The sequence below is a fragment of the Nocardia brasiliensis genome, assembly GCF_042691675.1.
GTDB lineage: Bacteria > Actinomycetota > Actinomycetes > Mycobacteriales > Mycobacteriaceae > Nocardia > Nocardia brasiliensis_D.
This window is the reverse complement of the sequence record NZ_CP170507.1, coordinates 7,534,342-7,559,822: the sequence shown is the minus strand read 5'-3', so window position 1 is coordinate 7,559,822 and position 25,481 is coordinate 7,534,342. Positions and strand designations below refer to the sequence as shown.

The 25,481-nt window shown below is 63.7% G+C and carries 24 protein-coding genes; 14 read left to right on the top strand and 10 right to left on the bottom strand.

The genetic code is table 11. The annotated features are described in order from the left end of the window. Positions 1-229 precede the first annotated feature (229 nt). The 3 genes from ACFK0J_RS34840 (at position 230) to iscX (ending at position 3,541) form a co-directional block, all read left to right on the top strand. Positions 230-646: a hypothetical protein gene (locus tag ACFK0J_RS34840; protein WP_378733953.1), complete on the top strand. Its 417-nt coding sequence runs from the start codon at positions 230-232 to the stop codon at positions 644-646. Between the two features lie 682 nt (positions 647-1,328). Continuing rightward, complete coding sequence (locus tag ACFK0J_RS34835) at positions 1,329-2,759, top strand: hypothetical protein (RefSeq protein ID WP_378733952.1); 1,431 nt, start codon at positions 1,329-1,331, stop codon at positions 2,757-2,759. A gap of 581 nt (positions 2,760-3,340) precedes the next feature. Continuing rightward, entirely contained in the window at positions 3,341-3,541 is a 201-nt protein-coding gene (gene iscX, locus ACFK0J_RS34830) for a Fe-S cluster assembly protein IscX (RefSeq protein ID WP_378733951.1), read from the top strand. A gap of 583 nt (positions 3,542-4,124) precedes the next feature. Here iscX and ACFK0J_RS34825 read toward each other — a convergent pair. Further along, positions 4,125-5,081 carry a hypothetical protein gene (locus tag ACFK0J_RS34825; RefSeq protein WP_378733950.1) on the bottom strand — a complete coding sequence of 319 codons (957 nt, stop codon included), beginning with the start codon at positions 5,079-5,081 and terminating at the stop codon, positions 4,125-4,127. A gap of 296 nt (positions 5,082-5,377) precedes the next feature. On the opposite strand from ACFK0J_RS34825, the gene ACFK0J_RS34820 reads away from it, so the two are divergent. Continuing rightward, complete coding sequence (locus ACFK0J_RS34820) at positions 5,378-6,886, top strand: pentapeptide repeat-containing protein (RefSeq protein WP_378733949.1); 1,509 nt, start codon at positions 5,378-5,380, stop codon at positions 6,884-6,886. Between the two features lie 48 nt (positions 6,887-6,934). Here ACFK0J_RS34820 and ACFK0J_RS34815 read toward each other — a convergent pair whose 3' ends face one another. Together ACFK0J_RS34815 and ACFK0J_RS34810 are read right to left on the bottom strand one after the other, a co-directional pair. Beyond that, positions 6,935-7,411 carry a hypothetical protein gene (locus ACFK0J_RS34815; protein ID WP_378733948.1) on the bottom strand — a complete coding sequence of 159 codons (477 nt, stop codon included), beginning with the start codon at positions 7,409-7,411 and terminating at the stop codon, positions 6,935-6,937. Between the two features lie 257 nt (positions 7,412-7,668). Further along, a complete protein-coding gene (locus tag ACFK0J_RS34810) occupies positions 7,669-8,163 on the bottom strand; it encodes a hypothetical protein (protein ID WP_378733947.1) in 495 nt (164 codons plus the stop codon). Positions 8,164-8,490: 327 nt separating this feature from the next. Between ACFK0J_RS34810 and ACFK0J_RS34805 the strand changes: the two genes are divergently transcribed. Next, entirely contained in the window at positions 8,491-9,051 is a 561-nt protein-coding gene (locus ACFK0J_RS34805; RefSeq protein ID WP_378733946.1) for a hypothetical protein, read from the top strand. Between the two features lie 75 nt (positions 9,052-9,126). Here the strand turns inward: ACFK0J_RS34805 and ACFK0J_RS34800 are convergent, their stop codons facing one another. Then, positions 9,127-10,362 carry an MFS transporter gene (locus ACFK0J_RS34800; RefSeq protein ID WP_378733945.1) on the bottom strand — a complete coding sequence of 412 codons (1,236 nt, stop codon included), beginning with the start codon at positions 10,360-10,362 and terminating at the stop codon, positions 9,127-9,129. After that, positions 10,359-10,715, bottom strand: coding sequence for an ArsR/SmtB family transcription factor (locus tag ACFK0J_RS34795; protein ID WP_378733944.1), 357 nt, complete (start codon positions 10,713-10,715; stop codon positions 10,359-10,361). The genes ACFK0J_RS34800 and ACFK0J_RS34795 overlap by 4 nt, the downstream gene beginning before the upstream one ends. Before the next feature lie 1,258 nt (positions 10,716-11,973). On the opposite strand from ACFK0J_RS34795, the gene ACFK0J_RS34790 reads away from it, so the two are divergent. After that, the gene (locus ACFK0J_RS34790) at positions 11,974-12,621 is read left to right on the top strand and encodes an excalibur calcium-binding domain-containing protein (protein WP_378733943.1); all 648 of its coding nucleotides are present in this window, start codon (positions 11,974-11,976) and stop codon (positions 12,619-12,621) included. Positions 12,622-12,711: 90 nt separating this feature from the next. On the opposite strand, the gene ACFK0J_RS34785 is transcribed toward ACFK0J_RS34790, so the two are convergent. Then, positions 12,712-13,350: a TetR/AcrR family transcriptional regulator gene (locus tag ACFK0J_RS34785; RefSeq protein WP_378733942.1), complete on the bottom strand. Its 639-nt coding sequence runs from the start codon at positions 13,348-13,350 to the stop codon at positions 12,712-12,714. A 134-nt stretch (positions 13,351-13,484) separates the two neighbouring features. Here ACFK0J_RS34785 and ACFK0J_RS34780 point away from each other — a divergent pair, with 134 nt between their 5' ends. Continuing rightward, on the top strand, positions 13,485-14,366 hold the full coding sequence (locus ACFK0J_RS34780; protein WP_378733941.1) for an alpha/beta fold hydrolase: 882 nt from the start codon (positions 13,485-13,487) through the stop codon (positions 14,364-14,366). Here ACFK0J_RS34780 and ACFK0J_RS34775 read toward each other — a convergent pair. Continuing rightward, entirely contained in the window at positions 14,351-14,836 is a 486-nt protein-coding gene (locus ACFK0J_RS34775; protein ID WP_378733940.1) for a nuclear transport factor 2 family protein, read from the bottom strand. The genes ACFK0J_RS34780 and ACFK0J_RS34775 overlap by 16 nt on opposite strands. 139 nt (positions 14,837-14,975) lie before the next feature. Between ACFK0J_RS34775 and ACFK0J_RS34770 the strand changes: the two genes are divergently transcribed. The 3 genes from ACFK0J_RS34770 to ACFK0J_RS34760 all read left to right on the top strand — a co-directional run bounded on the left by ACFK0J_RS34770 (position 14,976) and on the right by ACFK0J_RS34760 (position 18,565). Then, positions 14,976-15,779 (top strand): HEAT repeat domain-containing protein, encoded by an 804-nt coding sequence (locus tag ACFK0J_RS34770; RefSeq protein WP_378733939.1) that lies wholly within the window; start codon positions 14,976-14,978, stop codon positions 15,777-15,779. Positions 15,780-15,935: 156 nt separating this feature from the next. Then, on the top strand, positions 15,936-16,382 hold the full coding sequence (locus ACFK0J_RS34765) for a hypothetical protein (RefSeq protein WP_378733938.1): 447 nt from the start codon (positions 15,936-15,938) through the stop codon (positions 16,380-16,382). A 548-nt stretch (positions 16,383-16,930) separates the two neighbouring features. Continuing rightward, positions 16,931-18,565: a peptidoglycan DD-metalloendopeptidase family protein gene (locus tag ACFK0J_RS34760; protein WP_378733937.1), complete on the top strand. Its 1,635-nt coding sequence runs from the start codon at positions 16,931-16,933 to the stop codon at positions 18,563-18,565. 9 nt (positions 18,566-18,574) lie between these two features. On the opposite strand, the gene ACFK0J_RS34755 is transcribed toward ACFK0J_RS34760, so the two are convergent. Then, positions 18,575-19,054 carry a hypothetical protein gene (locus tag ACFK0J_RS34755; protein WP_378733935.1) on the bottom strand — a complete coding sequence of 160 codons (480 nt, stop codon included), beginning with the start codon at positions 19,052-19,054 and terminating at the stop codon, positions 18,575-18,577. Between the two features lie 347 nt (positions 19,055-19,401). Here ACFK0J_RS34755 and ACFK0J_RS34750 point away from each other — a divergent pair, with 347 nt between their 5' ends. Further along, positions 19,402-19,809: a hypothetical protein gene (locus ACFK0J_RS34750; protein WP_378733934.1), complete on the top strand. Its 408-nt coding sequence runs from the start codon at positions 19,402-19,404 to the stop codon at positions 19,807-19,809. Next, the gene (locus tag ACFK0J_RS34745; protein WP_378733933.1) at positions 19,806-20,006 is read left to right on the top strand and encodes a DUF6186 family protein; all 201 of its coding nucleotides are present in this window, start codon (positions 19,806-19,808) and stop codon (positions 20,004-20,006) included. Before ACFK0J_RS34750 ends, ACFK0J_RS34745 begins: the two co-directional genes overlap by 4 nt. A gap of 20 nt (positions 20,007-20,026) precedes the next feature. Here ACFK0J_RS34745 and ACFK0J_RS34740 read toward each other — a convergent pair whose 3' ends face one another. Beyond that, complete coding sequence (locus ACFK0J_RS34740) at positions 20,027-20,911, bottom strand: bile acid:sodium symporter family protein (RefSeq protein ID WP_378733932.1); 885 nt, start codon at positions 20,909-20,911, stop codon at positions 20,027-20,029. Positions 20,912-21,278: 367 nt separating this feature from the next. Here ACFK0J_RS34740 and ACFK0J_RS34735 point away from each other — a divergent pair, with 367 nt between their 5' ends. Beyond that, positions 21,279-23,069: a carbamoyltransferase gene (locus ACFK0J_RS34735; protein WP_378733931.1), complete on the top strand. Its 1,791-nt coding sequence runs from the start codon at positions 21,279-21,281 to the stop codon at positions 23,067-23,069. 68 nt (positions 23,070-23,137) lie between these two features. On the opposite strand, the gene ACFK0J_RS34730 is transcribed toward ACFK0J_RS34735, so the two are convergent. Then, on the bottom strand, positions 23,138-24,337 hold the full coding sequence (locus ACFK0J_RS34730) for a glycosyltransferase (RefSeq protein ID WP_378733929.1): 1,200 nt from the start codon (positions 24,335-24,337) through the stop codon (positions 23,138-23,140). Positions 24,338-24,611: 274 nt separating this feature from the next. Here ACFK0J_RS34730 and ACFK0J_RS34725 point away from each other — a divergent pair, with 274 nt between their 5' ends. Then, on the top strand, positions 24,612-25,310 hold the full coding sequence (locus ACFK0J_RS34725; RefSeq protein WP_378733928.1) for a TetR/AcrR family transcriptional regulator: 699 nt from the start codon (positions 24,612-24,614) through the stop codon (positions 25,308-25,310). Positions 25,311-25,481 lie beyond the last annotated feature (171 nt).

Here is a 25,481-nt window from a genome sequence, read left to right as displayed (position 1 = left end):
ACGGGTGCCGTGCGGGAGCGCCCGGGTCCGCAGGTAGATGCTCGAAACGGGCAGTTCGAAGTAGGTTTCCCCGAGCCAGTGCCCACAGTGGCGACACGCGGGGTGATGTACCCATCCGGAAGGGATCCGGGTCCGAATATAGAGACGGGCCGAGATCTTGTCCGGCTTGGACCTGCTGGCGGATTCGTCAGTTCCGAGGGTACGAGATGACTCTGAATGGGAGACGTGGATGAATCGAAACGATCTTGGTTCGCGGCTTGCCGCTTTAGCAGGCGCCGCGGTAGTCGCATCAGGTGCGGCGGCGCTTGCTCCGGCGGTCGCAAACGCCGCTGAAGGCGAGGTCACGATAACTTTCGAAGGCCCCAGTAGTGACAAAAAAACCACCAAGAAGTACTCGCCCACAGCGAACCCCAAGTGCATCGAAATCGATTTTCATGAAGCCGAGACATACCCCAGGAAAATCGCCAACGAGACAGACAAAACCGTCAAATACGACACTTTTTATGGCCGGTGCAATGAGGATGGAAAGACTCTCCGGGACGATGAGAATGCGAAAACCGTTGCTCCAGGAGCCACTGCAGAGATCGAACCCGAAGAGCTGATGTACGGATTCGCGTTCGTGGTTCCGGGGAAATCCAAGTCCTGATGAACGAGGTGGCGCCACGCGGGCCACTCGATGGTTCCTCGTGCCCAACCACACAAGGCGTGCCGACGCCGGGACGGTTGGTCCCTGCGTTGGCTTCGCCGTTGTGCCGGTTCCGTGACCTGCTCGGCGTCACCCGAGCGGATCGGCTGCTCGAGCGCCTCGATGCGCGTCTGGTTACCCGGTCCCATTTGGCGCCAACCGATCTCGAGGACGTGGTTGCCGCGATCGGCCACGTCGCCAGTACGGTCGGTGACCTGTTGGGCGTGGCAACACCGACTGATCCCAGGATCGAGTGCACCCTCATCAGCGGCGACGATCAACCTCCACCTGTCACCTCGATATCTGCGCCCGGTAGCGGGTCGGCGCCGGTGAGTTTCGTGTACTGGCTGCACGCGAGGCCTTGCAGGTTCACCGGCGGCCAACTGCGCCTCTACGACGCCAGTATCCGCAGCGGGCAACCAACGATCGATACCGAATACCGCGATTGCCCGGTCGAGCACGACACAGTCGTGTGCTTCCCTTCGTATTTCCGTTCCGAGCTGCGTCCGATCACCCCGCGAACCGAGCTACGGCCCGCGAGGGGCTCAGTCAGCGGTATCGTCGGGGCGCGACTGGCGGTCCGGGGGTGGATCGGATGACCGGCATGCCGAACTATGACAGTGCCCCGCTACTCACGGTGGCTATGACCACAGCAGATGACCAGATCGACGACATTGCCGTCACCCTCGACAAGCTCGGTCCTCTCGACGGCATCGAGATCCTGATCCTGTCCGACCGTGTGCAAGACCATGCTGTGCTCGACCATGTCCGAACCCAGATCGGCCCGGTCGCTGAGTTGCGTTGGAGGGCTTGGCAACCCGGGACCGCAGCGTTGAACACGATCTTCGAGCATGCACGAGCCGAATGGGTGCTCTACCTACGGCCACGAACACAGCTGTGCGATACCGCCCTCGCCGGGCTACTGCAATTCATTGCCACGCAACCACACTGCACCGACCTGCTCCAAGGCCCCCAACAACTGAACCCGGAACCGCTACAGGCCCAATCCCTCGAGCCGATATGGCACGACGGCCGACTCGGTGTCCCCGACAAAAGACCGCGCTCGGGCTCCTCGTCGGGCGCGATCACAGAAATCGGGATGCACGAACTCGCCCTGTTCGCCTGCCGCAAAGATTGCTGGCCGGGCGTGGATCCGCGACTGGGTATGCACGAAGGCCCCCCCGGCTATCTGCACAAGAAGTTCCGGGCACTCGGCCGACGAACACTGTCCTTACCCGCTCTGGGATGGACCGACACTGCCGTCCACCCTCGTCAAGGACAGTCCTCGGACACGACCCAGTTTTTCCGGTACCTGCTGTGCTGGGAAGACATCGGTCAAGCAATCGAGCCCATCATCGAACACTTCACCGAATACCGCGGACCGCTGTGGGTCCAACAACACCTCGCCCAGTGGGACGCGAGCCGTAACAACCCCTTCGATGCTTTCGACGCTTTGGTCTGCATCAACTCCGACCAACAACCGGATCGATGGTCCCGGATGCTCCCGCGCTTCGCCGCCCTCGGCATCGCCGACAAGGTACAGCGCTTGCCCGCAACCTGGACACCGCAGCGCTACACCATCGGCTGCGCGTTATCCCATCGCCGAGCCATTGCCGCGGCCCGGGAAAATGGCCTGGAAAGCATCCTGGTCTTCGAGGATGACGCGGTATTCCTGCAAGGCGCTATTTGGGTGCTACGCCACAGCGTCGCCGAACTGATGACCCTACCGTGGAAACTGTTCTACCTCGGCGGTTTCTACTCCGACCAGAAAAACCCCCACGGCACCGACGGCCCCGAACCCACAGGACAGTTCCTACGCCACGCCCCCGGACTGGTCACCTTGCACGCCATCGCCTACCACCAACGAGCATTCGACCAACTCCTCGACGAACTACCCGCCGACGCCACCACGATGGGCGAGTTCCTCAACGGCCACGGCGGCCACATCGACGTCTACCTCGCCGATACCTTCCACGACGGCGTATACCGCTGCGCACCAACCATCGCCACACAGGAAAGCTATCTCCACCTCGAACACACATACCTGCGAGACCAATTCCTACTCGACCCCTAACCCACACACCCGAACGCCACAGCAATATCCAGCCACCGCACAGTCACTCCGCAGCGCGGAGCGGTAAACCTGACCACGCTCAGCGGCTTCCAACTAACGCCCCACCCATAGTTCAGAGAAGGCAGCTACATCGCCACCGTACGGCCCGATCACGGGCACAATCCCGCCCGCGCTGACACCGTGACCTGATCCAGGATGCACAACTCAGGGACGATGCGGGTTACCTGACGACTGCTTCCGGCACGCTTGCTTGTAAACACTTCATTGTCGCCGGGGACGGTGGCGCGGCCGGATGCCGTCTTCGCTGGCGCGCCTCCGCAGCCAGTAGCTTGCCGCCGCCCGTCGCAGCTGCATCCGCAGATCGTCGGGATCGATTCCCATCGCACGCAGCGCTCGGCGCTCGTCATAGTCCATGCACAGTTTGACGCGCCTTCTCTGGGGGTGCCTGAGAGCTGAGCGTGGCTCTCATGGAAGTTCGTGCAGCTCAGCGGTTTCGGTGGTGGCGGTAGCAGATGGCAACAGGTGTGGTGCACGGATCTGAAGTGCTCCCAGATTCGCTGACGCCTGCAAGACTCTCCTCCATGAAATGGACCGACATAGAGGCAATCGCCTCTGCCCTCGCCGACAAGTACCCCGACGTCGACCCCTCGTCGGTGAAATTCGTGGACCTGAAAAACCGGGTGATAGGTCTGGACGGGTTCGACGACGATCGCGCGAGGGTTGAGGATGAGCCAAAGATCTTGGAGGCGATTCACTTTGCATGGATCCAGGAGGCTGAGTAAGGCAGCGGTAAGCCAAGTCTGAGGTCGTGCCGTCCGGATTCGGCTGCATAAGCTCCGGACGTCGTCGGACGGACCGGTGTCATGCTCATCGGCCTCGCCGGTCCGGACGACCGGCGCGAGCCTGGCAGCACGCAACGTTCGCCAGGACGATGAGATGAACATCTTCTTCGCATAACGCGCGTTCGGCCGACCATGATCACCCCATCTCTTGGTTGACCAACAAGGAGCCACAGAGCTAACACCCCCGGAGAACCGTTGCAATACCAGCCCGCAGATCAGCAGGTGCAGCAGTTCACGACATGTCCAGAACCCCCAGAGAACCTAAACGATCCGGAGTAGGTTCCCCGGGACATCTGACCTCGGTGTGCCCAGGTCGAAAGCGGTACCTATCACCGGGAACCATGGCCACTTGCCATTTAATCACCATAAATGCTGGCACGTGGCAGAAACAACGGTGCACCCTCGGGTGTAGCGTCGGGGGCCGCCGTTGCCGGAACCTGGTTTGCCGCCGGTAGGTGCTGCCCGGTTCACGCCCGGTACCTGGCCTACCTCGAAGGCCCTCATCTTTCATCGCGTTGCCGCGCTATATAGCAACCCGGTAGCGCCGCCGATTGATCGCAAATTCGGCGGAAATCCGCAGTTCACCGCGCACGCGGTTTGTTGTGGATGCTGTACGTGCCGCCCTGGGGGCACGTACAGCATCGACACAAGTACCGCTGCCTGTGGTCTGACGAGGCGGTTCCTGGGTAGCGATCGCGGAGCTGCTGATCGACGCTGCGGCGTGCGCGACCTGGGGTAGCTCGTCAGCGGGCAGTTTGATGGTGATGGTGACGCGGCGGCCATCGTCTTGCAGGTGGATGTTGAGTTGTGTGACTTCGAATAATCTGCGCAGCAGCGGCTCTGGGGCTTCGGCGAGGTTGAGTGTCAGGTACGGCAACGCGTCCAGCAGAGCAATATCGGTCGGGGCGGGTCGGCCAGGCTCGGTGTTGTCGGCGGCGTTGAGTTGGGCGATGGTGGCTAGGGCGTTAGATTTTTCCGTCTCCAGGTTGTTGTAGGTGCCGCGCAGTGCCTTCGTGAATGGGTCATCTGGATCGCCATCCTGGGCTTGCCGCAAGACGGCATTCTGCCGTCGCGTTACGTCCGCGATGGTCCGCTGAAGCCGTTCCTGATCGATGTGTCGTTGTCGTGTTGCATGGTCGTCAACCCCAGCCAGGTCGGCCGCTAGAAGGTCGCGGCGATGCTCGCCGAAGACGCGTTCTGTGAAGAATCTGGAAACGGCGTCTAGCACGGCATCCTCGCGGATGTAGACCGTTTTGGGGTGGCCTGCGTACTTGTCGGGACGTCCTCTGTTGTTGCCGGTTGGCCAGCAGAGGTAGTAGGTATCGCCGTGGCGGGAAGTGCCGAACATCCGTCTGTTGCACCCGTGCAGAAGCATGCCCCGGAACATGTAGGTTCGCTTCGTTTCGGGGTGGGTGTTCTTCTCGTGGCCGTCGCGCGAACCGCGTCGTGCCTTGCGTCGAGCGACAAGCTCGTCGTACATCCATTTAGGAATCAGCGGCTCGTGAGCAGACTCGGTCGCAACAACGACTGCCGTGGATCCTGCTGATCTTCGGTAGACGTGCGTCCAAGGAAGGCTACCCGGACCTCGTCACGCAGCAGTGCCATCGGCATCCCCAGTGGCGAGACAGCGTAATCCGACAGCCCGGATGGACCCGATGCTGGCGTGGCAGAGGAGGGCGATATGGTTCGAGGTGTCAATGCTGGGGTTGGCGGGTTGATGGACATCCCCTCCTCGGTCACGCGGCTTTACCATCCTTAATGAATTGATCATCGGACTTGTTGTTGCGCGGCCCAATCAAGAAGGTCGCGGGTTATGTCGGCCAGTTCGTTGCGCAGTCGCAGAGCTTCCGTGCCACGTATATCTGTGACATGTCCATAATAGCTCCGTTGGCTGCCATATTGATGCTGTTGGATATAGCTCCAAACGGGAATTTCGGAGCTCATCTCGGGAAGGTGGTGGACGCGAATATGGACCGGGTCTTCGTTTGGCGGGACGAATGCCTCGCATTTGTTTTGCGGCGGCCACTTATCACGGCGCGGAAGGCCGACGCCCGAGACACGTTTCTCGTCGCCGATCAGGGCCCGCATGCGGCGAAGCGCCCGGCGCGGAAGCTGACCGCCGGTACGACAGGTCTGGCCCGCCGGATTGTCGTGACACTCAATCACCTGCGGCTGTACCGTCTTCGCATGTCCGAGGGGGAGAAGGCAGCCACCGGGAATCTGGTCCGTAGTTGGAGCGCAACGCACCGCCGACCAATCTGGACCGGGCTCGCGATTGCAGGTGCTGGCGGAGCAGGCTTCAGTGCCGCTGTGCTGGCTGGGGTCTCGCCCACCTTCGGCCAACCGCTCGCGACGCTGCTGGGCGGCGCAGGCGTACTCGCTGCGGGCACCCTGGCCTACCTCACCGGTCAACGCTCCAGAGCGCAGGCCGAAGCACACCACCGAATCGACTCCCGCCACGAACGGGAATCAGCCCTGCGTGACCGCTACACCGCCATCGCCACCCAAATCGCCGACAAATCCGCCGCAATCCGGCAGGCGGGCGTCTACGCGCTGACCGCGCTCGCCGACGACTGGCATGCCTTCGGCGAGGACGACGAACGCCAGGTCTGCATCAACCTGCTCCAGTGGTACCTACGTGTGCCGTTTCCCGTTGGTGACGATCCGGAGAAGCCGGATCTGTCCGAACGTGAGATCCGGCAAACCATCGCCGCGATCCTGATCGAACGTCGCCGCCGACCCTCCGGGCATCCGAAATCCTGGGCTACCACCGTCATCAGCCTGCATCAGGCATCGCTGCCGAACTGCACCTTCCGCAACAACGATCTCGCCACACTCGACCTAACCAGGGCCCACCTGCTCGGTGTGGACCTGGCCTTCGCGAACCTGACGGGCGCGGACCTGACTAACGCGAACTTGACCGGCGCGAACCTGATTCACGCGAACCTGATCAACGCGAACCTGATTGAAGCGGATCTGACCGACGCCAATCTGTCCGGCGCAGATCTGACCGGCGCGGACCTAGAGGAAGCGGATCTGACCGACGCCAATCTGTCCGGCTCGAACTTGATCGACGCGAACCTGACCGATGCGAAATTGACCAGCGCGAACCTGATCCGCGCGAACCTGATCCGCGCGTACCTGGAGCGCGCGAATTTGATCGACGCGGACCTGTCCGGCGCGGACCTGTCCGGCGCGCAGCTGATCGACGCAGCCTCGACCGCTAATGTGAAATACGACGAGACCACGCGGTGGCCGGAAGGGTTCCCACCGCCGCCCGCGTGACATCAGCGTTGCTGCCGCCGATAACGGTGTTTACCGGCGGCCAGTTCGTCATACGACGATCGGCGACCCCGATACCACGGTGGGTAGATCAGGGTTGTCCCACACCACGTCGTCGCGCTTACTCAGCTCGGCAGTAACTGCGGCCTTGATCACTGCGTTCCGCTTGTAGTCACTTTGCGCCGACCACGGACCAATCTGGATCGGAAATGATACGTACGTCTCGACAGCTCCATGGAGATCCATCACTGGCTCGCAAGCCGTACACCAATGCTGAGCAAGGCGTGAAGCCTTCTCCTGAAGGCTCAGCGACACGGGAGTTTCTAGGTGCGCGGGCTTGGTTATGAACATCGGAGGGCAGTCAGTACCTCGAAGCCAGTCATGCACGTCTTTGCGCTCGACTTGGGTCGGCGGCCTGCCTAGGAGCTCCCCCTTCGCAGCCTCGTAGTGGCGCCAAACTACCTCTAGACGATCGTCCGGCATCGAGGTGTCCGGAACACCCTGGAATTGCTGGTCGATGATGTGCATCGGTACATGATGAGCTTTGCTCGTTCGGATACCAACACCTTTCAACCCAGGGGTGGTGTCGAGATTCACCGATCAACGGTGTCGTGATTCGGATCTGGCTCACTTTTTGTGACGAAAGGTGTTGTGTCGCAGCACTGCAAGTCGGGCGTCATCGTTGCCCGGCTGTGATAAGCACGCGTTTGCGTAGCAGTGGAAGCCCAGCCCTGCCGAACATCTGCCTCTTGATCATTTTGATGTTTCTGTGGAATCTGAAAAGGTCAAGCTGGACGATGTTTGGTCAGTGAGTTCGTCCAGGCTCGCTGTTCGGCGGTGTCGGGAATGGGGAGTTCTCGGGCCTGCTGGAGTTGGTGCCAGGCTGTGTCGGGGTCGGTGCCGTTGAGGATGAGCAAGGACGCGGCCAGCAGGCTGGACCGGCCGATGCCGAATCGGCAGTGGGTGACGATGTGCTTGCCGTCGCGCAGCATTGCGGCCAGTCGCTGCAGCGTCGGCAGGATCGTGTGGAGGTCGGGGACCCTGCGGTCGGGGATCGGTATGGCGACGAAATCCAGCCCGGTGCCGCGGGCGACGGCGGGTTCGTCGGCGAGGCCGGTGTCGTGGAGTTCGTTTGCGGTGAGTGCGCAGACCAGGACGTCGACGCCGAATGCCCGCAATGCGGTCATCTCATCCGGTAGCCAGTCGTGGCCGCGCGGCTTGGCCATGATGCTGACCCGGCCCGGGCCGGAACTGCTCGCGGTGTAGAGGGTGGGTTGCATGGTTATTGCTTCCGGTCGGATTGTTCGGTGGAGTGTTCGATGAACAGTGGCAAGGCTCTGCCGGGCCGGGCGCCGAGTTCGCATGGTGTCGGCCCGGCCGGAGTCGCAGTGTCGGCCAGGCGTTGCAGCAGTTGATCGAGGCAGCTTGGCCGTCCTCGACGGCGGCGCGTTCGTCGTCGGTGAGACGATGGTGACCAGCATCTGCTGCAGGTTCGATTTCGCTTGCAGCAGTTGAGATTTGCTGGATTCCTTCGGTGCGTAGAAGTCGCAGCGGGCGCATGCCATCCGATGCGGGCACTGCTCGAAGAAGCTGTATGTGCAGTAGCCATGCCCGAGCTCGTAGTACCGCCAGGGGTCACCGGCTGCGGCCATGCCGGAGCTGACAGCGTCACGATCGACGAGGACTTCGATGGTGCGGACGCTGCGGGCGAAGTAGCCTGGCGCCTATGCCGACGGCATCTCGGCCGGAGCGCCGAATGCTCTAAGGTCGCAAACCGATGGCACATCTGGCACAACCTCGGCGAAGCGGTCGAACGCGTCGTGGCCCGACACCGAGACTGCTTGGGCACCACGGCCGTCGCTGAGTGCGATGTGGAGCCAGTGATCGTGCGCCAGCAGCAAACGCCAGTGACTTTCGAGGTGATCGAGCTCCCAACGGACAGGACCGACAAGTGGGCTGTCCGGACCCGTGAACGCTACGCCGCAGTCCACGCAATGCTCAGCGATGGTGTGAGCATCCGGGCCGTTAGCGACCAGCTCGGTCTTGCCCGGGGAACCGTGCGGCGTTTCGCCCGTGCCTCCGGCGTCGAGGAATTGCTCGTCAACCATGGTACCGGGCGGCGCCCGAGTCTGCTCCAGGAGTTCAAGCCCTATCTGCACCAGCGGTGAGCTCGTTCGCGCTGTTCGGTGGTCGCCTTTAGCGCTCTCGCCAGATCTACCCGAACTTCGCCACTCACTCGCCAACTACACCCGACCTTCGCCACCTATCCCCGAACACGACATCTGCCACGCTTCGCCCTGCTTTCCTTGTGCTTTCTCGCCCTCCTCGCTCACGACAGGAACTCCACTCGATGTCAAACGAGAGACGACGACAGCGAGCATCAACGCGAGCACGCCGATCAGGGCCGCCCACGCGGGTAATTCGCCCGCATCGACGCCGGTCGCAAGCAGGCCGCTGCCGAGGGCAGAGCCGATGGCTGAACCGAGATACATTGCGGCCATCTGAAACGCGACAATTGGCATCGCCTGGTTTGTGCGCTCTCTCGTCAGTGCCTGTTGCAGTACAGGAACACTCGCCCAGCCACACGCGCCCCACAAGGCAGTGGCGACAAGCCATGCGAAGGGGGATGTGGTGACCCAAAGAATAATGAACGAAGCCAGAAGGAGCGCCGGGATAACGGGGAGAAGTCGTCGCGGTCCGAGGGCGTCGATCGGTTTGCCGATGAAGGCCGATCCGACCACACCACCGATACCCCATGCCCACACGAACGCAAAACCCCAGTCGGCCATGCCATGATCTGCGGCCATGGGCAGCAGGTAGGTGTACAAGCCAAGGCTGCCTAAACCGAGCAATAGGGATAGCACGACACCAAGCGCGACGTGTGGCACCCTGATCAGCGCCACATGGGTAACCTCATCGGTCCGTGGGAGCTGCGGCAGCGCTTGCGAGCGTGTGCCAATCGCGAGCATGCTCAATAGACCGATGACCACGACCAGCATCATGGTCCAGCGCCACCCTAGATGTTCGCCGACCAGCATCCCGATCGGTACCCCGGCGACGGTTCCCGTGGAGAGACCGAACGTCACCAGCGCCATTGCGCGACCCCGCTCATGGTCTGCGACCATCGCTCCCGCCGTGGCGGTGGCGACCGCGGTCAGCACCCCGGCACCGGCGCCCGTGATAACGCGGGAGCCGAGGAAGACTCCGAGATTTGGGGCTAGGGCGGTCACGAGATTGCCGAGGTTGAATGCCCCCAGCGAGAGGAGCAGAGCGTTTCGTGTCGACCTGCGAACAACAATGCTCGATAGCAGTGGACCTGCCAGCGCGTACGCGCCGGTGAACGCGGTTACGCCCAGCCCGATGGCAGCCACCGTCGTTGCAAGTGAATCGGCGATGCCCGGCAGAACGCCGGCGAGCACATAGGCATCAATGCCCAGGGAAACAGCCGCAACCACCAGCGGCCAAACCTTCCGGATCACTGCGCGTCCTCCGCTGCGGCAGCAGCGTCACTGTCCGGTTCATATCCGGCCAGCACCGTATCGATCAACCCGGGGAACCGCGCATCAAGATCCTCTGTGCGCAACCTGATCATGCACTTACGCCCCTCGGCGCGCACGAACACCACCCCGGATTCACGGAGCAGGCTTGTGTGATGCGTCAGGGTCGAACGCGGCAACTCGGGCCCCAGCTCGATGCTGTCGATCTCACCCCCCGAAGCCAGGGTGTGCACCATCGCCAACCTCAAGGGCTCGCTGAGCGCGAACAGCACGCGCGGAAGCGCGATGTCGTCGGTGTCCGGGTGTTGATACGAGCGGGCGGTAGCCAACGTCAACCTCCTATCGTTCGATTATTCTCGAACGATAATAGTGCGACAATTCTCGAACGGTCAAGCAGGCGGACTCCGCCGAGCGGCCGGCCGCAACCGCTCCGCCCATCCGGCCGGTTCGATGGTCGATGTGCCTAATCCTTCAGTAGCGCAACCGGATTGCCCGGGCGCCCGAGGAGCCTGATCGGGTACTCCCCGTGTTCACTGCGTTCCGTTCGACGCAGCAGGAGTTGTGCCGCGGCGGCATTTCGGCAAGTACGCCGTTGGCATTCCGAGCTACTGTCGTGAACCAACCCAAGAGTGTCGGACAATGACAGCGTTCGACGTCAGGTCCCATATTGCGACGATCGCGACTGCGGCAGCACTGTGCGGCTCAACCGTTCACGCAGACGGTCGAGCCAGGCGCGATTGCTCCGAGTCCTCCTCGGGCCAGGCTAGATCGGTACCGAGCCGTCCATCGAAGGTGCTTGCGAAACCGAAGGATGCGGGCCGTGCGGCTTTGGCGGCGTCGCAGCTGGGCCAGCCGTTTCGGATTTACAGCCAGGCCAGTAAGTTTCGGCGGCGGTGTGCCGAGGCGTTCACGGTCTGCAACTTGGACCGGGGGAGCGGTGGAACACCGCGATACCGGACGGGATGCGCGCGGGATTCGGACTCGGGTCGCGCTGGATCTGTTCGTTCCGGCGTTCGATCGAGCCGCTGAACGACCGGGAGGTGCAGGGTTGGGTTGCGCGGAACTCGCGCAACGCCACGATTGCGGTGGCGGGTTTCGACGTGTGTTTCGCGCCAGTAGTGGGACGAGAAACGACTGACCTCGACAGCTGCGCCAGTCCGGCCCGGACCGGCGAGGATCTCAACAAGATCAACCTTCCGGTGCCTCCAGTGCCTCCGGAGGCTGCACTAGGCAGGACCGGCAGGGACCGAGCCTGCGACGCTAACTGGTCAACCTGTCGGAGGTCCTTCTGGTTCATCGCTGACTGTCACCAGAACGACGGCGGTGACGTCGGACAATTAGCTCGGCGTCGGCTGAAATCAGCAGTTCACAGCGGTGGGAATGGCGTGTAGATGTTGTACGAGCCGCGCTGGGGGCACGAGTAGCTATCTACCCACGTATCACCGCTTGCAGCCCGAACGAGCGATTCCCACGTGGCGGCAACGTGTTGCCGATCGACGCTACGGCGTGAGCGATGTGGGGTTGTTGGCCGGTAGAGGTCTATCGCTCAGTCGGATGTGCCTGTGCGGTATTCGCTGGTGAAACAAACCGCGAATGATTCCGATACAGCGGGTATCGAACGAAACAGCCGGAGCCGCCGCTTCGAAGGGTCTCGATCGGTCGAGGAAGCCGAAGGGCGATTTGATGTCGGCAGTGGCAGGTGTGCTCGTACTGATATGGCTGGTGATGGTCGTCATCGCCGTAATCGGTTTAGTGCGAGGACATCTGGATTGGGCACGCTTACGAAATCGTCAGCATGCCGGTTGGCTGCTTGTGGCGTCGTTCGTCGTGTTCGTCCTCATCGGCTCGATCGCGCCCGACCAGCCGCCCGATGGCGCGGAAACCCAGACCACGACCAATTCCACAACGTCAACTCGGGCAGCGACCCCCTCTCCGGTGACCACGACAGCGACAGCTTCGCCAACGACGAGCTTGCCACCGACTACCGCTCCCACGGTGCCCGAATCCGCGTTAGTGCCACCCGTGCCATCGGCGCCGACCCGTTCGCCGACCCCGCTGCCGTTCGTGCCACCACCGCCCACTCCCCGGTTCGTTCCGCCACCACCGGCTCCCCCGGCCACGGATGCGTACTATCCCAACTGCGCCGCTGCCCGAGCCGCCGGTGCTGCACCAATGCATCGAGGCGAGCCAGGCTACAGATCAGGGTTGGACCGCGACAACGACGGCGTCGCCTGCGAATAGCCTCATAAATTGCGCGCCGAGGTCGGTATATCGATCTGGATGGCGCCCTCCTGGGGGCACGAGACGTCTGGACGACTTGCCCACTAATGGTCAATTGTCGTTGGTGTCGGCCGCTCGGTTGCTTCTCGTATCCGTGCCGAGTACGCGATCCAGGAGATGGTCGACGAGTTCGACCGCCGTCGCTGCGGTGCGATACCCCTGGAGCATGCCTTGGGCGAGTCCGCCGATCGCCATGGCGATGAGCTCGGCGTCGAGTTCGGGGTCGTTCGGATCCGCGAGGTCGGGGCGCTGAGCTCGCCGGAGTTGGTCTGCGACGATCGTGACCAAAGCTCTTGGTGCGGCGAAGGTTTCCGCTGCGGTGATGCCTTGGCCGGCGATCGCTGCCCAGCCGAAGGCGCCGAGGACAACCGTCTCCTCTCGGCGTTGGTCGTCGAGCGGTAGTAGTTCGGTCAGTACCGCGCGGATGGCCTCGCGGGGCTCGGCGTCCGGTCCGAGCGCGGTCCACCGTTGCATGAATCGGGCACCGGCATCCGCCATGACCGATCGGTGGGTCGCCAGGAGGAAATCCTTCTTGGTGCCGAAGTAGTACTGCACGAGCCGAACCGAGATCCCGGCCTCGGCCGCAACGGTTTGAAAGGTCACGGCTTCCAGGCCGCCGCTGACGATGACTCGCCTTACGGCATCGGTGATCTGGCGTCGCCGCACCTCATGGTCGACCAATCGTGGCACGAGACCTGTCGCCTTCCGCTCCTGTCGAAGAACCTGAGGTCTAGATGGTACGCGCGTATCGCATCCGTGATACGCCCATACCGCTTTACGTGATACGTTCATATCGTAAAAACCAAGTGAAGGGGAGGCTGCTCATGCCGAAGATCGGGCGATTCACCAACGCCGAAGCGAAGGCCACTTTCCTGCGCATCTACGACACCGTGGCCGCGCGATGGCCGGTGCCGTCGACCGAGGTCGATGTCGAAACGTCCTTCGGGACAACGCGAGTGCGCAAATCCGGCGCCGGAGCGGGTGCACCGGTCATGCTGCTGCCGGGCATCGGCGGCAACGGCCTGGTGTGGCACCGGCTCATCCAAGATCTGGCCCGCGACCGTGTGGTGTACACGCCGGACGTCATCGGCTGGGCCGGGCGCTGCGAGCAGACCGCGCCGCTGCGCGATGCGGCGGATATCGCGAAGTGGATGGTCGAGGTGCTCGACGGCCTCGGCGAGGATCGCGTACACCTGGCCGGAAATTCCTACGGCGCCTGGCTGGCCGGAGTGGTCGCGGTGTACCACTCCGAACGCCTGGCGAGTCTGACCATGTTCGAGCCGAGCGGGGCCACCTTCGCCAAGCCGAGTTGGCGGCTGCTGTTCAAATTCCTCGAGGCGGGCATGCGGCCGACCCCTGAGCGCATGCGAAAGTTCAACAAGTGGCTGATGCCCGGGTTAGAGCTCACCGATGAAGAATTCGCAATGGCCATGACGACCTTGAAGTTCCGCTCGGGAGTGCCATGGGACCGGCCGTTCGCCGACGAACAACTGGCCGCCATCACCACGCCGAGCCTGATGCTCTTCGGCGCCGAGACGGTTGTCAGCGATCCCGAGCGCGGAGCAGCTCGCGCGCGCAGCCACATCCCGTCGGTCGAGGTCGAACTTTATCCAGGCATCGGCCACGATCTGCTGTGGGCCAACCCCGATCAGGTGATCCCGCGCTTCTTGGACTTCATCGACAGCCACGATCAAGTACGGGCGTGACCGCTGTTGCGCGAACCGAGTTTCATTCTCAGGTATGTCAGCCAGACGGTCGGGCGGGTGGCGATCGTCAGTACCAGGGGACTGGGATCGAAGTAGGCGATTCGCTCGACCACTTTTCCATCACGCAGGGTGATTCGGTCCAGCACCTGTAGATCGAATCGTTTACCCGCAAGGGTGCCGGACAGCGTGTGCTCGATGACGACACCGTCGTGCACTTCCGCCCACCAGAGCAGGTGACCGGCCAGGTCGGGGCACAACCGAAGCAGCCGACCGAGCTCCTCGGCATAGGCGGCCGCGCTGTACATGTCGGGGCGAAGCGGTTGTTTGAGATGAGCGTCCGGATGGAGCAGCCCGCTGAGCGCGGTCGGGTCCGGACTCGCCCAGAAGGCCTCGAACCGCCCCACGAACTCGGTGGCAGTCCCAGGCGCCGGAGTGGTCGTAGCGTCGGTCGTCGCGGGCCTATCCGTCATACCGACGATCCAACAGCGGTGCCCTGTTCGACGCTGGCGGGTATCGGCCGTCGTATATCGGTCACTGTCCAGTTTTCAGTCGGCGCTGACCACTCGGACGTGGCCGGGGGGCGAGATCGTCGCCAGGTACCGTTGGGCGGTGAAACCAGCTGATGCGCGATACCTCAAAGATGGTGATCTCGCGACCCGCGAGGAAAATCTGCGGCTGCTGCTGGTGCGCGCTGGTGACGGCGACACATCCGCCAAGGAAGCACTGCGCGCGCTCGTTCGCGACTATCCCGAGTACCACCGGTCTCTATACAGCCGGGCATTGAACCGGGCGGCGGTTTTCGGGGACGACAGTTTGACGGCACCGCTGCTCGCGTCACTCGCCGACACTCGGTACAACTGCCAGGCATGGGCCGCGATGGGCTGCGCGGCGCTCGGCCTCCGCGACGCGGTTCCCGGTCTGGTCGCGATGCTGGACCACCCACAGCAGATGGCTCGCGAGCAAGCGGTGATCGCGCTGGGCGCGCTCGGCGACGGATCGGTCGTCCCGGCGCTCACGCCCGTGCTGCGCGATTCGATCGCGGGAATGCGGGAACGTGCCGCCGAGGCCCTCGGCATGATCGGCGGCGACGCGGCCCTGGCTGCACTGTGGGACGAATTCGAGAACCGCCGGTACTACCGCATCGGCTATATCGCCAGCGCGCTGGCCGAATTCGCCCCGGACGTCATCCCGAGGTTGTGTGCGGCGGCCGACAGCGACGACCCGGACCACCGATACTGGGCGGCTGTCGCGCTCGGTTCGACCGGCGATGATCGTGCCGTGCCGACGCTGGAACGACTGATGGCCCACGACCGGGGCGCAACGGTCTTCGACGGCATGGTGAGCGTCGCCGCGAAGAAAGGCCTCCGCACGCTACGGCGAATCCAAGCCGCGATCGCAGCCCGCGAATCCTGAAAGTTCAACTGCCGCAGGCCAGTGACCGCGCTGCTGAAACTGCTCCGGACCCAATCTTTATCGGTAGCAGCATCGAATCCAGTAGCAGCGCAGTGCTCAGGGGCGCCTCGAGGCGCTGCCCGGCATCCGTGTCACGAACTCACAGGGAGGCAGATGTTGTCCAAGTCATGGAAGACCCGCACAGGTGCCGCTGCGGCACTGGCGCTTGCCTGCTGGACCGCCAGTACCGCCGCCGAAGCCACGGCAGCCACGACACCCACCATCAAACCGGACAGCGCCGAGGCTGCTGACCCGGGATCGGGATCCTCCGGCTGGCGGGCTTTGATTGTCACGGTGAAATACACCTGCGAGAAAGACGCAGCCGACACGGTCGTGGTCGCCGCCGAGTCCGCCGATGACGAGTATATAAGCGGCCAGGATCGCGTGGCGGCCAAGTGTGACGGTAAGGAACAGACTGTCGAGGTCGAGCTGCCCACCGACGACCCCATGGGTAGAGGGTGGGATACCGCCTCGAAGGTCAAGACCGTCGCGTCCCTTTTCGAGGACGATAAGGAAGTGGCCGAGGGAGACGCGACCCTCACGATCGAAAAGCCAAACGAGTAGACAAAGGTACAGCTGGTCCGGTGATGCGACGGTCGCGTTACCGGACCAGCTGCGGCGTCTACGAGCGGATGCATCTTCGACGCGGGCGCGGGTTCTAGACCGACCTCACGCGCCCAATTGCGGCACCGGACATGAGCGTCTGGGCGGAGTCACCCTGGGGCACTCGACACCGGGTCGGGGCCGGTGTCGCGCGTAGGGCGGGGCCGACGAGGCGCGCTTGCCGACGGGCAAGCGGTGCCCACGGTGCCGGGCGATGCCCGGAGTGCGAGTTGAGCCGCGGGTTCGCGCGGCATTCCCGATGTCACCTTTGCGCCCCGACTCGGCACAATGCGGCCATATTCGATACAAATGATTATTGAATCCCGGGCTTAACTAGTTTATAGAATAGCTAATTTCCCGGCCTGCTGCGGACAATCTACCCTACACTTTCGGCTGGGAAGTGGGAATTCGATCGGGCAAGTGAGACCGACTCGTTACCGGTCGAAAGTCGGGCTGCGCCTTTCCATTATGGAGTCATAGCAACTCATTCCGAGTGCCGAGGTACGCCTGTGCCCACATCCCGGCGGCCATCTCCGGCCTATCGATCGATCAGCACGACCGACGAAGAGAGTTGTTTTACATTGAGATGGACAAATCCACGCCGCAGCGGCGGTTGGATATTCCCGAGTGCAGTTACCACCCTCGTCATCGCGACCGCTATCGGCATGGTGGTGACCATCGGCCCGGTCAGCGCCGAACCCACCGCCGACGGCCTGGACGACGCGATCAGCGACAGCCTCGCGACGCAGCAGATCGAACCCGCCACCGACGAGCCGCCGGTGATCGACCGCATGCGCAGCGACGGTGAATGGGTCTTCGGGGCCGCTACCGTCCCGGAGGACAGCGAGAGCGAGGAGACGCCGAAATCATCGCTGTACGTGGCGAAACTCGATGATGACGGGGACTGGCAGGTGGCGCTGGAAGGCACCCCCGAGTTCGGTCACATGGTCAGTGACGCACCGGAATCGGTGGTCAGCGGCAGCGAGAAGGCGGCACTCGCCGCCCCACAACCACGTTCGGGAAACAGTGCGCTCTCGCTGCCGTGGAAAGAGGGCCAGGCCTGGTTCATGGGCGGGGGACCGCACGGTATCAGCGGCTCCAGTCGACCGTACAACTCACTGGACTTCAACGGCGGCGACGGCCGGGTAGTGGCGCCCGCCTCCGGCCACGTCTACAAGACATGTGTCCGCAACGGCAGTGCCGAGGTAAAACTCGTCCACAACAACGGTTTCACCACCACCTACTACCACATGACCGACATCATCGGCGCCGCCGACGGCACCGAGATCGCGGCGGGCACGTACCTGGGTCGAGCCAGTACTCAGCTGCCGTGCGGCGGCTTCGCCAGCGGCGCGCACGTGCATATGTCGCTCTACAAGGGCAAGCAGCCGGTGCCCGTCAACGGTGTGACCATCGGCGGCTGGACTTTTCACGAGGGACCGAATGCCTACGGCGGCTTCGCCGAGCGCAATGGTCAGCAGGTGCGGGCCGGCGGCAGGCTGATGAACTACGGCGGCGGTGACAACTCGAATCCGCCGAAGCCGCCCACTCCGACGGACCCGAAGCCGCCGACGGACCCGAAGCCACCGACCGACCCGAAGCCACCGACCGACCCGAAGCCACCGACCGACCCGAAGCCACCGACGGACCCGAAGCCACCGACCACGACGAACCCCAAACCACCGAACCCCACCCAGGCCAAGGGCACCGTCCGTCCACATCCCGACCGGAATCGAAACGTCAACCTGCGATCCGGCCCGGGAACGCGGAATTCGGTCGTCGGCGCGGCCCGCAATGGTGATGTCCTGACCATCGTCTGCACGGCGCGCGGTGAATGGCTCAATGGCAAATGGGGTGCCACCGACCTGTGGAACAAACTCGACAATGGAAAGTGGATCAGCGACGGCTTTCTCGACACCGGAAGCAATGGACCGGTAGCGCCCGCATGTCAGCAGAATGGTCCCCCGAATTCCGCCGATCCGGGCCGCGGTTCGGACGGTGAATTCACCGACAATGAAGGCACCGAAGGCGAATGGACCGAGAACGACGAAGCCGAGGGCGAATGGTCGGACAGTGAGTGGCCCGACGATGAATGGTCGGACGGTGAATGGTTCGAGTACGAGTGGCTGGATGACGGCTGGTAGCTAGCCGTTTCAGCAGGCCAGTTCGGTGCGGCGCGGAGTGCGGGTCGGCGCGGTAGCGCGTACCGCGGCAGCGATCGCGACCACCGGTGGTATCCAGCGGGACTCGCTGGGGGAGATCTCCCAGCAGGCCGAGCCGTTCGACAACCTGGTCGGCGGCAGGGGGATGCTCGCGCCACCGGTGTGGACGGTCGCACCCGCGCCGCGCAGCGCCGCGATCGCCATGGCCGCCTTGCCGAGGCCGCGGACCAGGTGGATCTCGCGGCGCTGGGTGCCGGGAATGGCGATAACCGGGCCGGACAGGTTGTTCGCTCGGAGGAATCGGCGTACTCCGGCAGCCAGGGCTCCGGTGAGCTCGACCGCCGCGAGCTGCTCGTCGGTGATCAGGCAAGCGCCATTGGCTGTTTCGGCGACTGTCCACCCGCGGCCGCGGTAGTCCCGCATCGCATCGGGTGTTGCCGTGGTGCCGGAACTCGGATATGTCGCGGGCACTGCCTTCTCCTTTCACCAGGTAGTTCGAGAGGTTGCGGTCGGTGCGGGCGGTTCAGGTCGCCTGCACGAGCCCGACCGCACCTCCGCACCCGTCAGCAAAGCCGTTGGGGCTAAGAGTTTCCCTACAGAATGCTTGCGATCCTGAACCGCACCAGTGATTCTGCGCGACTCTCGCGTCCGGGACATCGCCCCGCGGGCGCTTCCGCTGTCATCCTTTGGGCGGACCTACCCGCACCGGAGTCATCCCCGATCGGTACCCCGACCCTGAGGCGTACCGGCGTTCGGCAGAGTCGCCGAGACTGTTCGGTACGGGCTCGCCGCTGACCGAGCAGTCGTATTCTGCGACTGTGGCAAGGCAGTCGGCGCATCCGTCCGCCCGGTGGCGCGTGGCGTTGCTGACCTGCGGCGTGCTGCTGGCCGCGGGCGGCGCGGGCATGCGGCCGTTCACTGCGGCGGCGACGCTGCTGGTGCTGATCGCTGCGGCCGCGGTCTCGGTGCGTGCGATCCGGCCGCCCCGAGCGAGGTCACCTGGCACGCCCCGAGTGCGGCGGGGCATTGCGCTCTGGACGGCGCTGCTGCTGGCGATCGCCGCGTGGGAAGCGTATGCCTATGTGCGTCAACCGGATTTGCTGCATCCCAGCGCCGACCATCCGACCCTGTCGACGTTGCTGGATCCGGCGTTGGAGCAAGGGCCGCTGCGCTTCGCGGGCTGGCTGGTCTGGCTCGGCGTCGGCTGGTGGCTGGTGTCGCGATGAGCGACCGTGCGGTGATCATTATCGGGTTCGTTGTGCTGCTGGCTGCCGTACTGGGTGCGATGGTGGTCGCGCGGCTGCGCCGCGACTCGGTCGCCTCCTTGGCGGACACGGTCGCTTATGCGATGGGCTATCGAGCCGTGCGGATCGTCGCCATACTGGGGTGGGCCTGGCTCGGCTGGCATTTCCTGGCGCGGTAGGGACTACCGAGCAGGTCCGGCTAGGCTGGGTCCGGCAGTGCGGTCCTGGCTCGGCCGCGGGTGAGCAGCCAGCCGACGGCGGCGGCGATCGGGAACATCAACACGCCGTAAACCGCTGCGGGAACAGCCATTTCGGTGCTGTCCAGGACGCTGATGGCGATCGTGATGGCGATGGTGCTGTTGTGGATTCCGATCTCCATCGAGCAGGCGATCGCCTGGCGGTCCTCGACGCCGAGGCGGCGCGGGACGAAGTAGCCCGCAGACAAGCTGAGCACGCAGAACAGCACGGTGACGGGGCCGACGTCGACGAGATAACCAATGAGATTGGAACGTTCGGCGATCATCGTCCCCACGATCACCAGCACCAGCGTCAACGCCGACCCGATGCGCACCGGCCGGTCCATCCGGTCGGCGAAGCCGGGCGAGAACCGCCGCACCGTCATCCCGATCGCGACGGGGATCAGCACGATCGCGAATACCTGAACCACCTTGCCGAACTGCAAGCCGACCGCGCCGGCGCCGTGCTCGGGTTCGAAGTAGTCGATGGCGAAGTTGGTCACCAACGGCAGTGTCACCGCGGCGATGACGGAATTGACCGCTGTCAGTGAGACATTCAGCGCGACATCGCCACGGAACAGGTGGCTGAACAGATTAGCCGTCGTGCCGCCCGGCGAGGCGGCGAGCAACATCATCCCGACCGCGAGCAGCGGCGGCAGGTCGAACAACAGCACCAGGCCGAAGGCGACGGCGGGCAACAGCAGCAGCTGACACGCGAGCGCGATCGCGACGGTCCTGGGGGTTCGGGCGATGCGGGTGAAGTCCGCCACGGTCAGTGACAGCCCGAGCCCGAACATTATAACGGCCAAAGCCAATGGTAGAGCGACCGATACCAGCGGAGAATCCATAAACTTCCTTCAAACATTCGGCCGCGCCCATGCGCATGGTGCGAACAGCTTAGACGGTTCCCGCATCGCGCATCGGCAACTCGGCAGTTGTGCGTCCCCGCAGGTCGGGGGCCTCGCGGCGGGGGTCGCGTAGCGATTCGGGTCGGCCCTCGATGCGGTGCCGCTTTCCGGTGGTCGAGTCCGGGCCGACGCTTTCTGGTCCGGGTCGTGCGACCCGTGTTAGCGTTCGCCTCGAAGCGCGAACTTCGTGGGTAATTCGCCTGTCGCACAGGCTAATTCGGCATGCCCGGCGACTCGGCCGGGTCGGCGCACCGCGTGAGCTGCCATCACTCTCGAATCGACCGGAATCAGCGTAGGAGAATTTTCGATGATCGTTCTGGGTTACAACGGTTTTACCCACAGCAGTGAGATCAGGATTTCTGATCACGGTAGCCAAGATATCGACAGATATAACGTGCTAGGGCATGACGCTGCGGTCTCCGTCACCATCGACGGCACCGTTGTCGCGGCCGTCGAGGAAGAACGGCTCAACCGCGAGAAGAAGACGTCCCAATTCCCGACGAACGCCATCGACTGGTGTCTGCGCAAGAGTGGGATCGAGCTGAAGGATGTCGACTACTTCGCCTTCCCGTGGGCGGTCACCGACGAGGTGATCAAGTCCATTGTGCTGGACATCTTCACCCTCGCACCGACCCCGACGATGGCCTTCGGCATGACGGCGGAAATCGGTGAGCTCTACACCAAGCTGCTCACCCACGAGGCGATTGCTCAGGATTTCCGGGAGCGCACCGGCTTCGACATCCCCGCAGAGAAGCTGATCCTCGTTCCGCACCACTTGGCGCACTTGATGTGTGGCTACCAGATCCGCGGCGGCGGGGACTCGGCCTTCTTCATCAGCGATGGCCGTGGCGAGCGGGAATCGGCGATCGCCGGGCAGATCGTGGATGGAAAGATCACCATCTTCGATCAGATGACAATGACAAGCACGAACTCTGTCGGGCTCTTCTACAACAACATCACTCGCTATCTCGGCTTCCTGCCCAACAACGACGAGTACAAGGTCATGGGTCTGTCGGCGTACTGCCAGACGCCGACCGACAAGAGCATTATCGACCGTTTCATTTCTCTCCAGGACGACGGCCGGATCGAATTCACCGTCACCACCGACAACGCGCGCGGCGAACATCCTTATCGCGACTTCTTCGACGATATTTTCGGTGGTAACGACGCCAACCGGGAATCGTTCGAATTCCGGGCCAGGGTCGCTCGTGCCGCGCAGGATGTCACCGAGATCGCCACCGCTCACCAGGTCGCGGCCTTGTCGAAGCTGACCGAGCTCTCGAACCTGATCATCGAGGGCGGTGTCGCTCTGAACTGTGTGAACAACACGAAGCTGTTGGAGAACAGCCGATTCGACAGCGTGGATGTGAGCTTCGGCGCCAGCGACACCGGCCTCGCGATCGGCGCCGCGGCATTCGTCGGAAACCAGTACGGCGGCGTGCGGCCCACTGCCACCGGCACCTACCTCGGCCCGGACTACACCCACGAGGAAATGCTGGCGGCGACCCGCTCGTACGCGGACCGCATTACCGTCGAGGAGCTGGCGGCGGGCGAGGTCCCGGCCAAGACCGCGGAATTGCTGGCGGAGAAGGTGGTCATCGGCTGGTTCCAGGGAGCCGCCGAATACGGCCCCCGGGCACTGGGAGCGCGCAGTATCTTGGCGAACCCGATGTTCGAGGACATCAAGGACATCATCAATATCCGGGTCAAGCACCGGGAGCCGTTCCGCCCGTTCGCTCCGATGGTGCTGGAATCGACCGCGGAGAAGCTGTTCGAAATGGGCAAGCTGCCGACGTCGCCCTACATGACGTTCGTGGTTCCGGTCCGGGAAGAATTCCAGGACAAGATTCCGGGTGCCTGCCATGTCGACGGCACCTCGCGCGTCCAGACGGTGTCCGATGCGCAGAACCCGATAGTTGCCGAGCTGCTGCGGGAGGTCGAGAAGACCACCGGTGTCGCGTGCGTGATCAACACATCGTTCAATGTCGCGGGCGAGCCGATTGTCTGTTCGCCGACCGACGCCATCGAATGCTTCCTCGGCACCGAGATCGATTATCTGGTCCTCGGCCGTTTGCTGATTCAGAAGACGGCGAGCTGACCGTGCGCCGGGCATGCCCGAGTGAATATCACCCTGGCATGCCCGGTATGGCGAGTGCCGGATATCCGTCAAGACGCCAGCGGCGCGCGCATAGTGGCTTCCATACGGTCGGCGATGGTGTCGACCGCGGACAGTCCGGCCAGCTCGCGCCGCAGGTCTTGCGCCCTGGTGCGATAGGACGCGGTGCCGAGCACCTTGTCGACGGCCTTGCGGATCGCCTTCGGCTTCGGGGACCCGGTGCGCAGATTGATCCCGGTTCCCGACCAGGCGACCAAAGCGGCCGCGTCCTGTTTGCCCTCACTGTCGCCGCCGACGATCAACGGCACGCCGTGCGACAGCGCGTAGTGCAGTCCGCCGTAGCCGCCATTGCTGACCATCACGTCGACCTTCGGCAGCAGGTACGCGTACGGAATGAACTCCGCGACACGCGCATTGGCGGGAATATCGCCCGTCAACCGCTTTCCGCCGGTTGTCGCGACGGTGATGACATCCGCGTCGGCGAGTGCGTGCAGTGTCGGCAGCAGCAGCCGCGAGTGGTCGCTGTTGTCGATCGTTCCCTGCGTCACCAGCACCACCGGCTTACCGGAATCCAGATCCGCCCACCAGGCCGGCGGTTCGAAGGTGGCCGGCGGTGGCGGCAAAACGGGACCGACGAAACTCACCAGCCCCGGCCGCAGATCACTGCGCGGAAACTCGAACGACGGGCAGGTCAGCTGGAGGATGCCGTCGGTGAACGTCGACCCGTCCATGAAGTACCCCGGCAGTTCGGCGCCGGAGGCCTCGCGCAGCCGATCGGCGAACACCCGATGGCACGGCGCGAATATCACCTTGCGGACCAGCATTTCGAGCACGGCATCGCGGACCCGCCCGAAGACATTCGGGATCGGTTGCAGGCCGAGTCCGATCGGTGGTGTGTCGCGGCTGGACACATACATCGGCACGACTCCCGCGGTGAACACCGCGGGCCGTTCCGATTTGGGTTGTAGCGCCAGCGGCAGCACGCCACAGAACGCCGAGTCGACGAGCACCGCGTCGACTCGGCTCTTCGCCAGCAGCGACCGCAGCGCTCGGTACTGATGCGGCATCGGGTTGGCGAACAGGTTGTCGATGTCGAAACGCAGCTTCGCCAAGCCCTTCTTGGTTGTCCGTTCCGGAAAGGCGGCGTCGAGATCGCTCGCGTCGAAGTCGCATTCGGCGGGCATCACCACATGCTCCAGACCCGCGCCGGCGACCTGTTCCGCGAACCGGCTGCCTGTCAATACCTGCACGCGATGACCACGCCGGACGAGTTCGGTTCCGATCGGTAATAGTGGTGCCAAATGCCCGATAATCGGCGAGCTACTCAGAATGAAATGTCCCATTGCCGAAGGATACGCACGGATATCGTGTCGAGGCAGCGGGCAATTCGACGGAGCGACCTCGGCGAAATGTCGGCAACGTAACGCGAAGACATCGGTCGGATACGCTGGGCACCCACCCGCGGATAGCGGCCTATCATTGGGTCGGTGTTATAAGCCGTCCGCTTGCAGTTAGGGTCATCCTATGTCCAGTGGTTCCAGGCGCGCCTACCGAACCGGGCTGTCTCCCGGCGTGATCATCGATGCCGCCCTGGCCCTGACGGTCGAGCGCGGACTCGACGCCTGGAGCATGCGGGACCTCGCGGCCCGCCTGGACACCTCGCTGTCGGTGATCTACCACCACGTCGGCGACCGGGATCGGGTGTGTGCCGCCGTCGTCGACCGGGTCTACGCGGGCATGGACCTGAAGATCGACGAAACGGATTGGCGGAAACTACTTTACGGCGTGCTGTCGGCGATGATCGATCATCTGGCGCACTATCCCGGCGTCGCCGCGTGGCTGTTGCGCAACGGTCCGCAGACCGAAGAGCTGGTGCCGGTGCTCGACGCCGGTGTGGCGCGGATGCTCGACGCGGGCTGGGGTGAGGAATCGGCCACCGCGTACTCCGTCGCGTTCAACACCTGCCTCGGCCTGATCGCCCTCGGCGACCAGCAGGTGAGCGGCACCGATCCCGGCTTGGCCGGTCTGCTGCACCTGCTCGAGACGTATCCGTCGGCCGGCACCGGCGCCAAGCAGATGCAGCAGATGGTCGCCCGGTTCACCACCGATGACGAGGGGCTCGACGCCACCCGCCGCGACTACTGCCTGTACGCGCTCGACCGCGTGCTCGACGGCCTGGAGGCACGGCTGAACCAGCTGACGAGGACGACCACAGCGCGGTAAGCGTTGTCGCGGTGGACGCTTGCGGATTCTCCGCGGGCGTCGGCGGTCCCTCGGCGCTGACCCCTTGGGCGAACAAAATAATCGCCGTACGATCCGAACCGGATTCCACGCATTGTCGTGACCGAGCGGATTCTGCGCGTAGCCGGACAACTACTCGGTGGCACTTGTCCT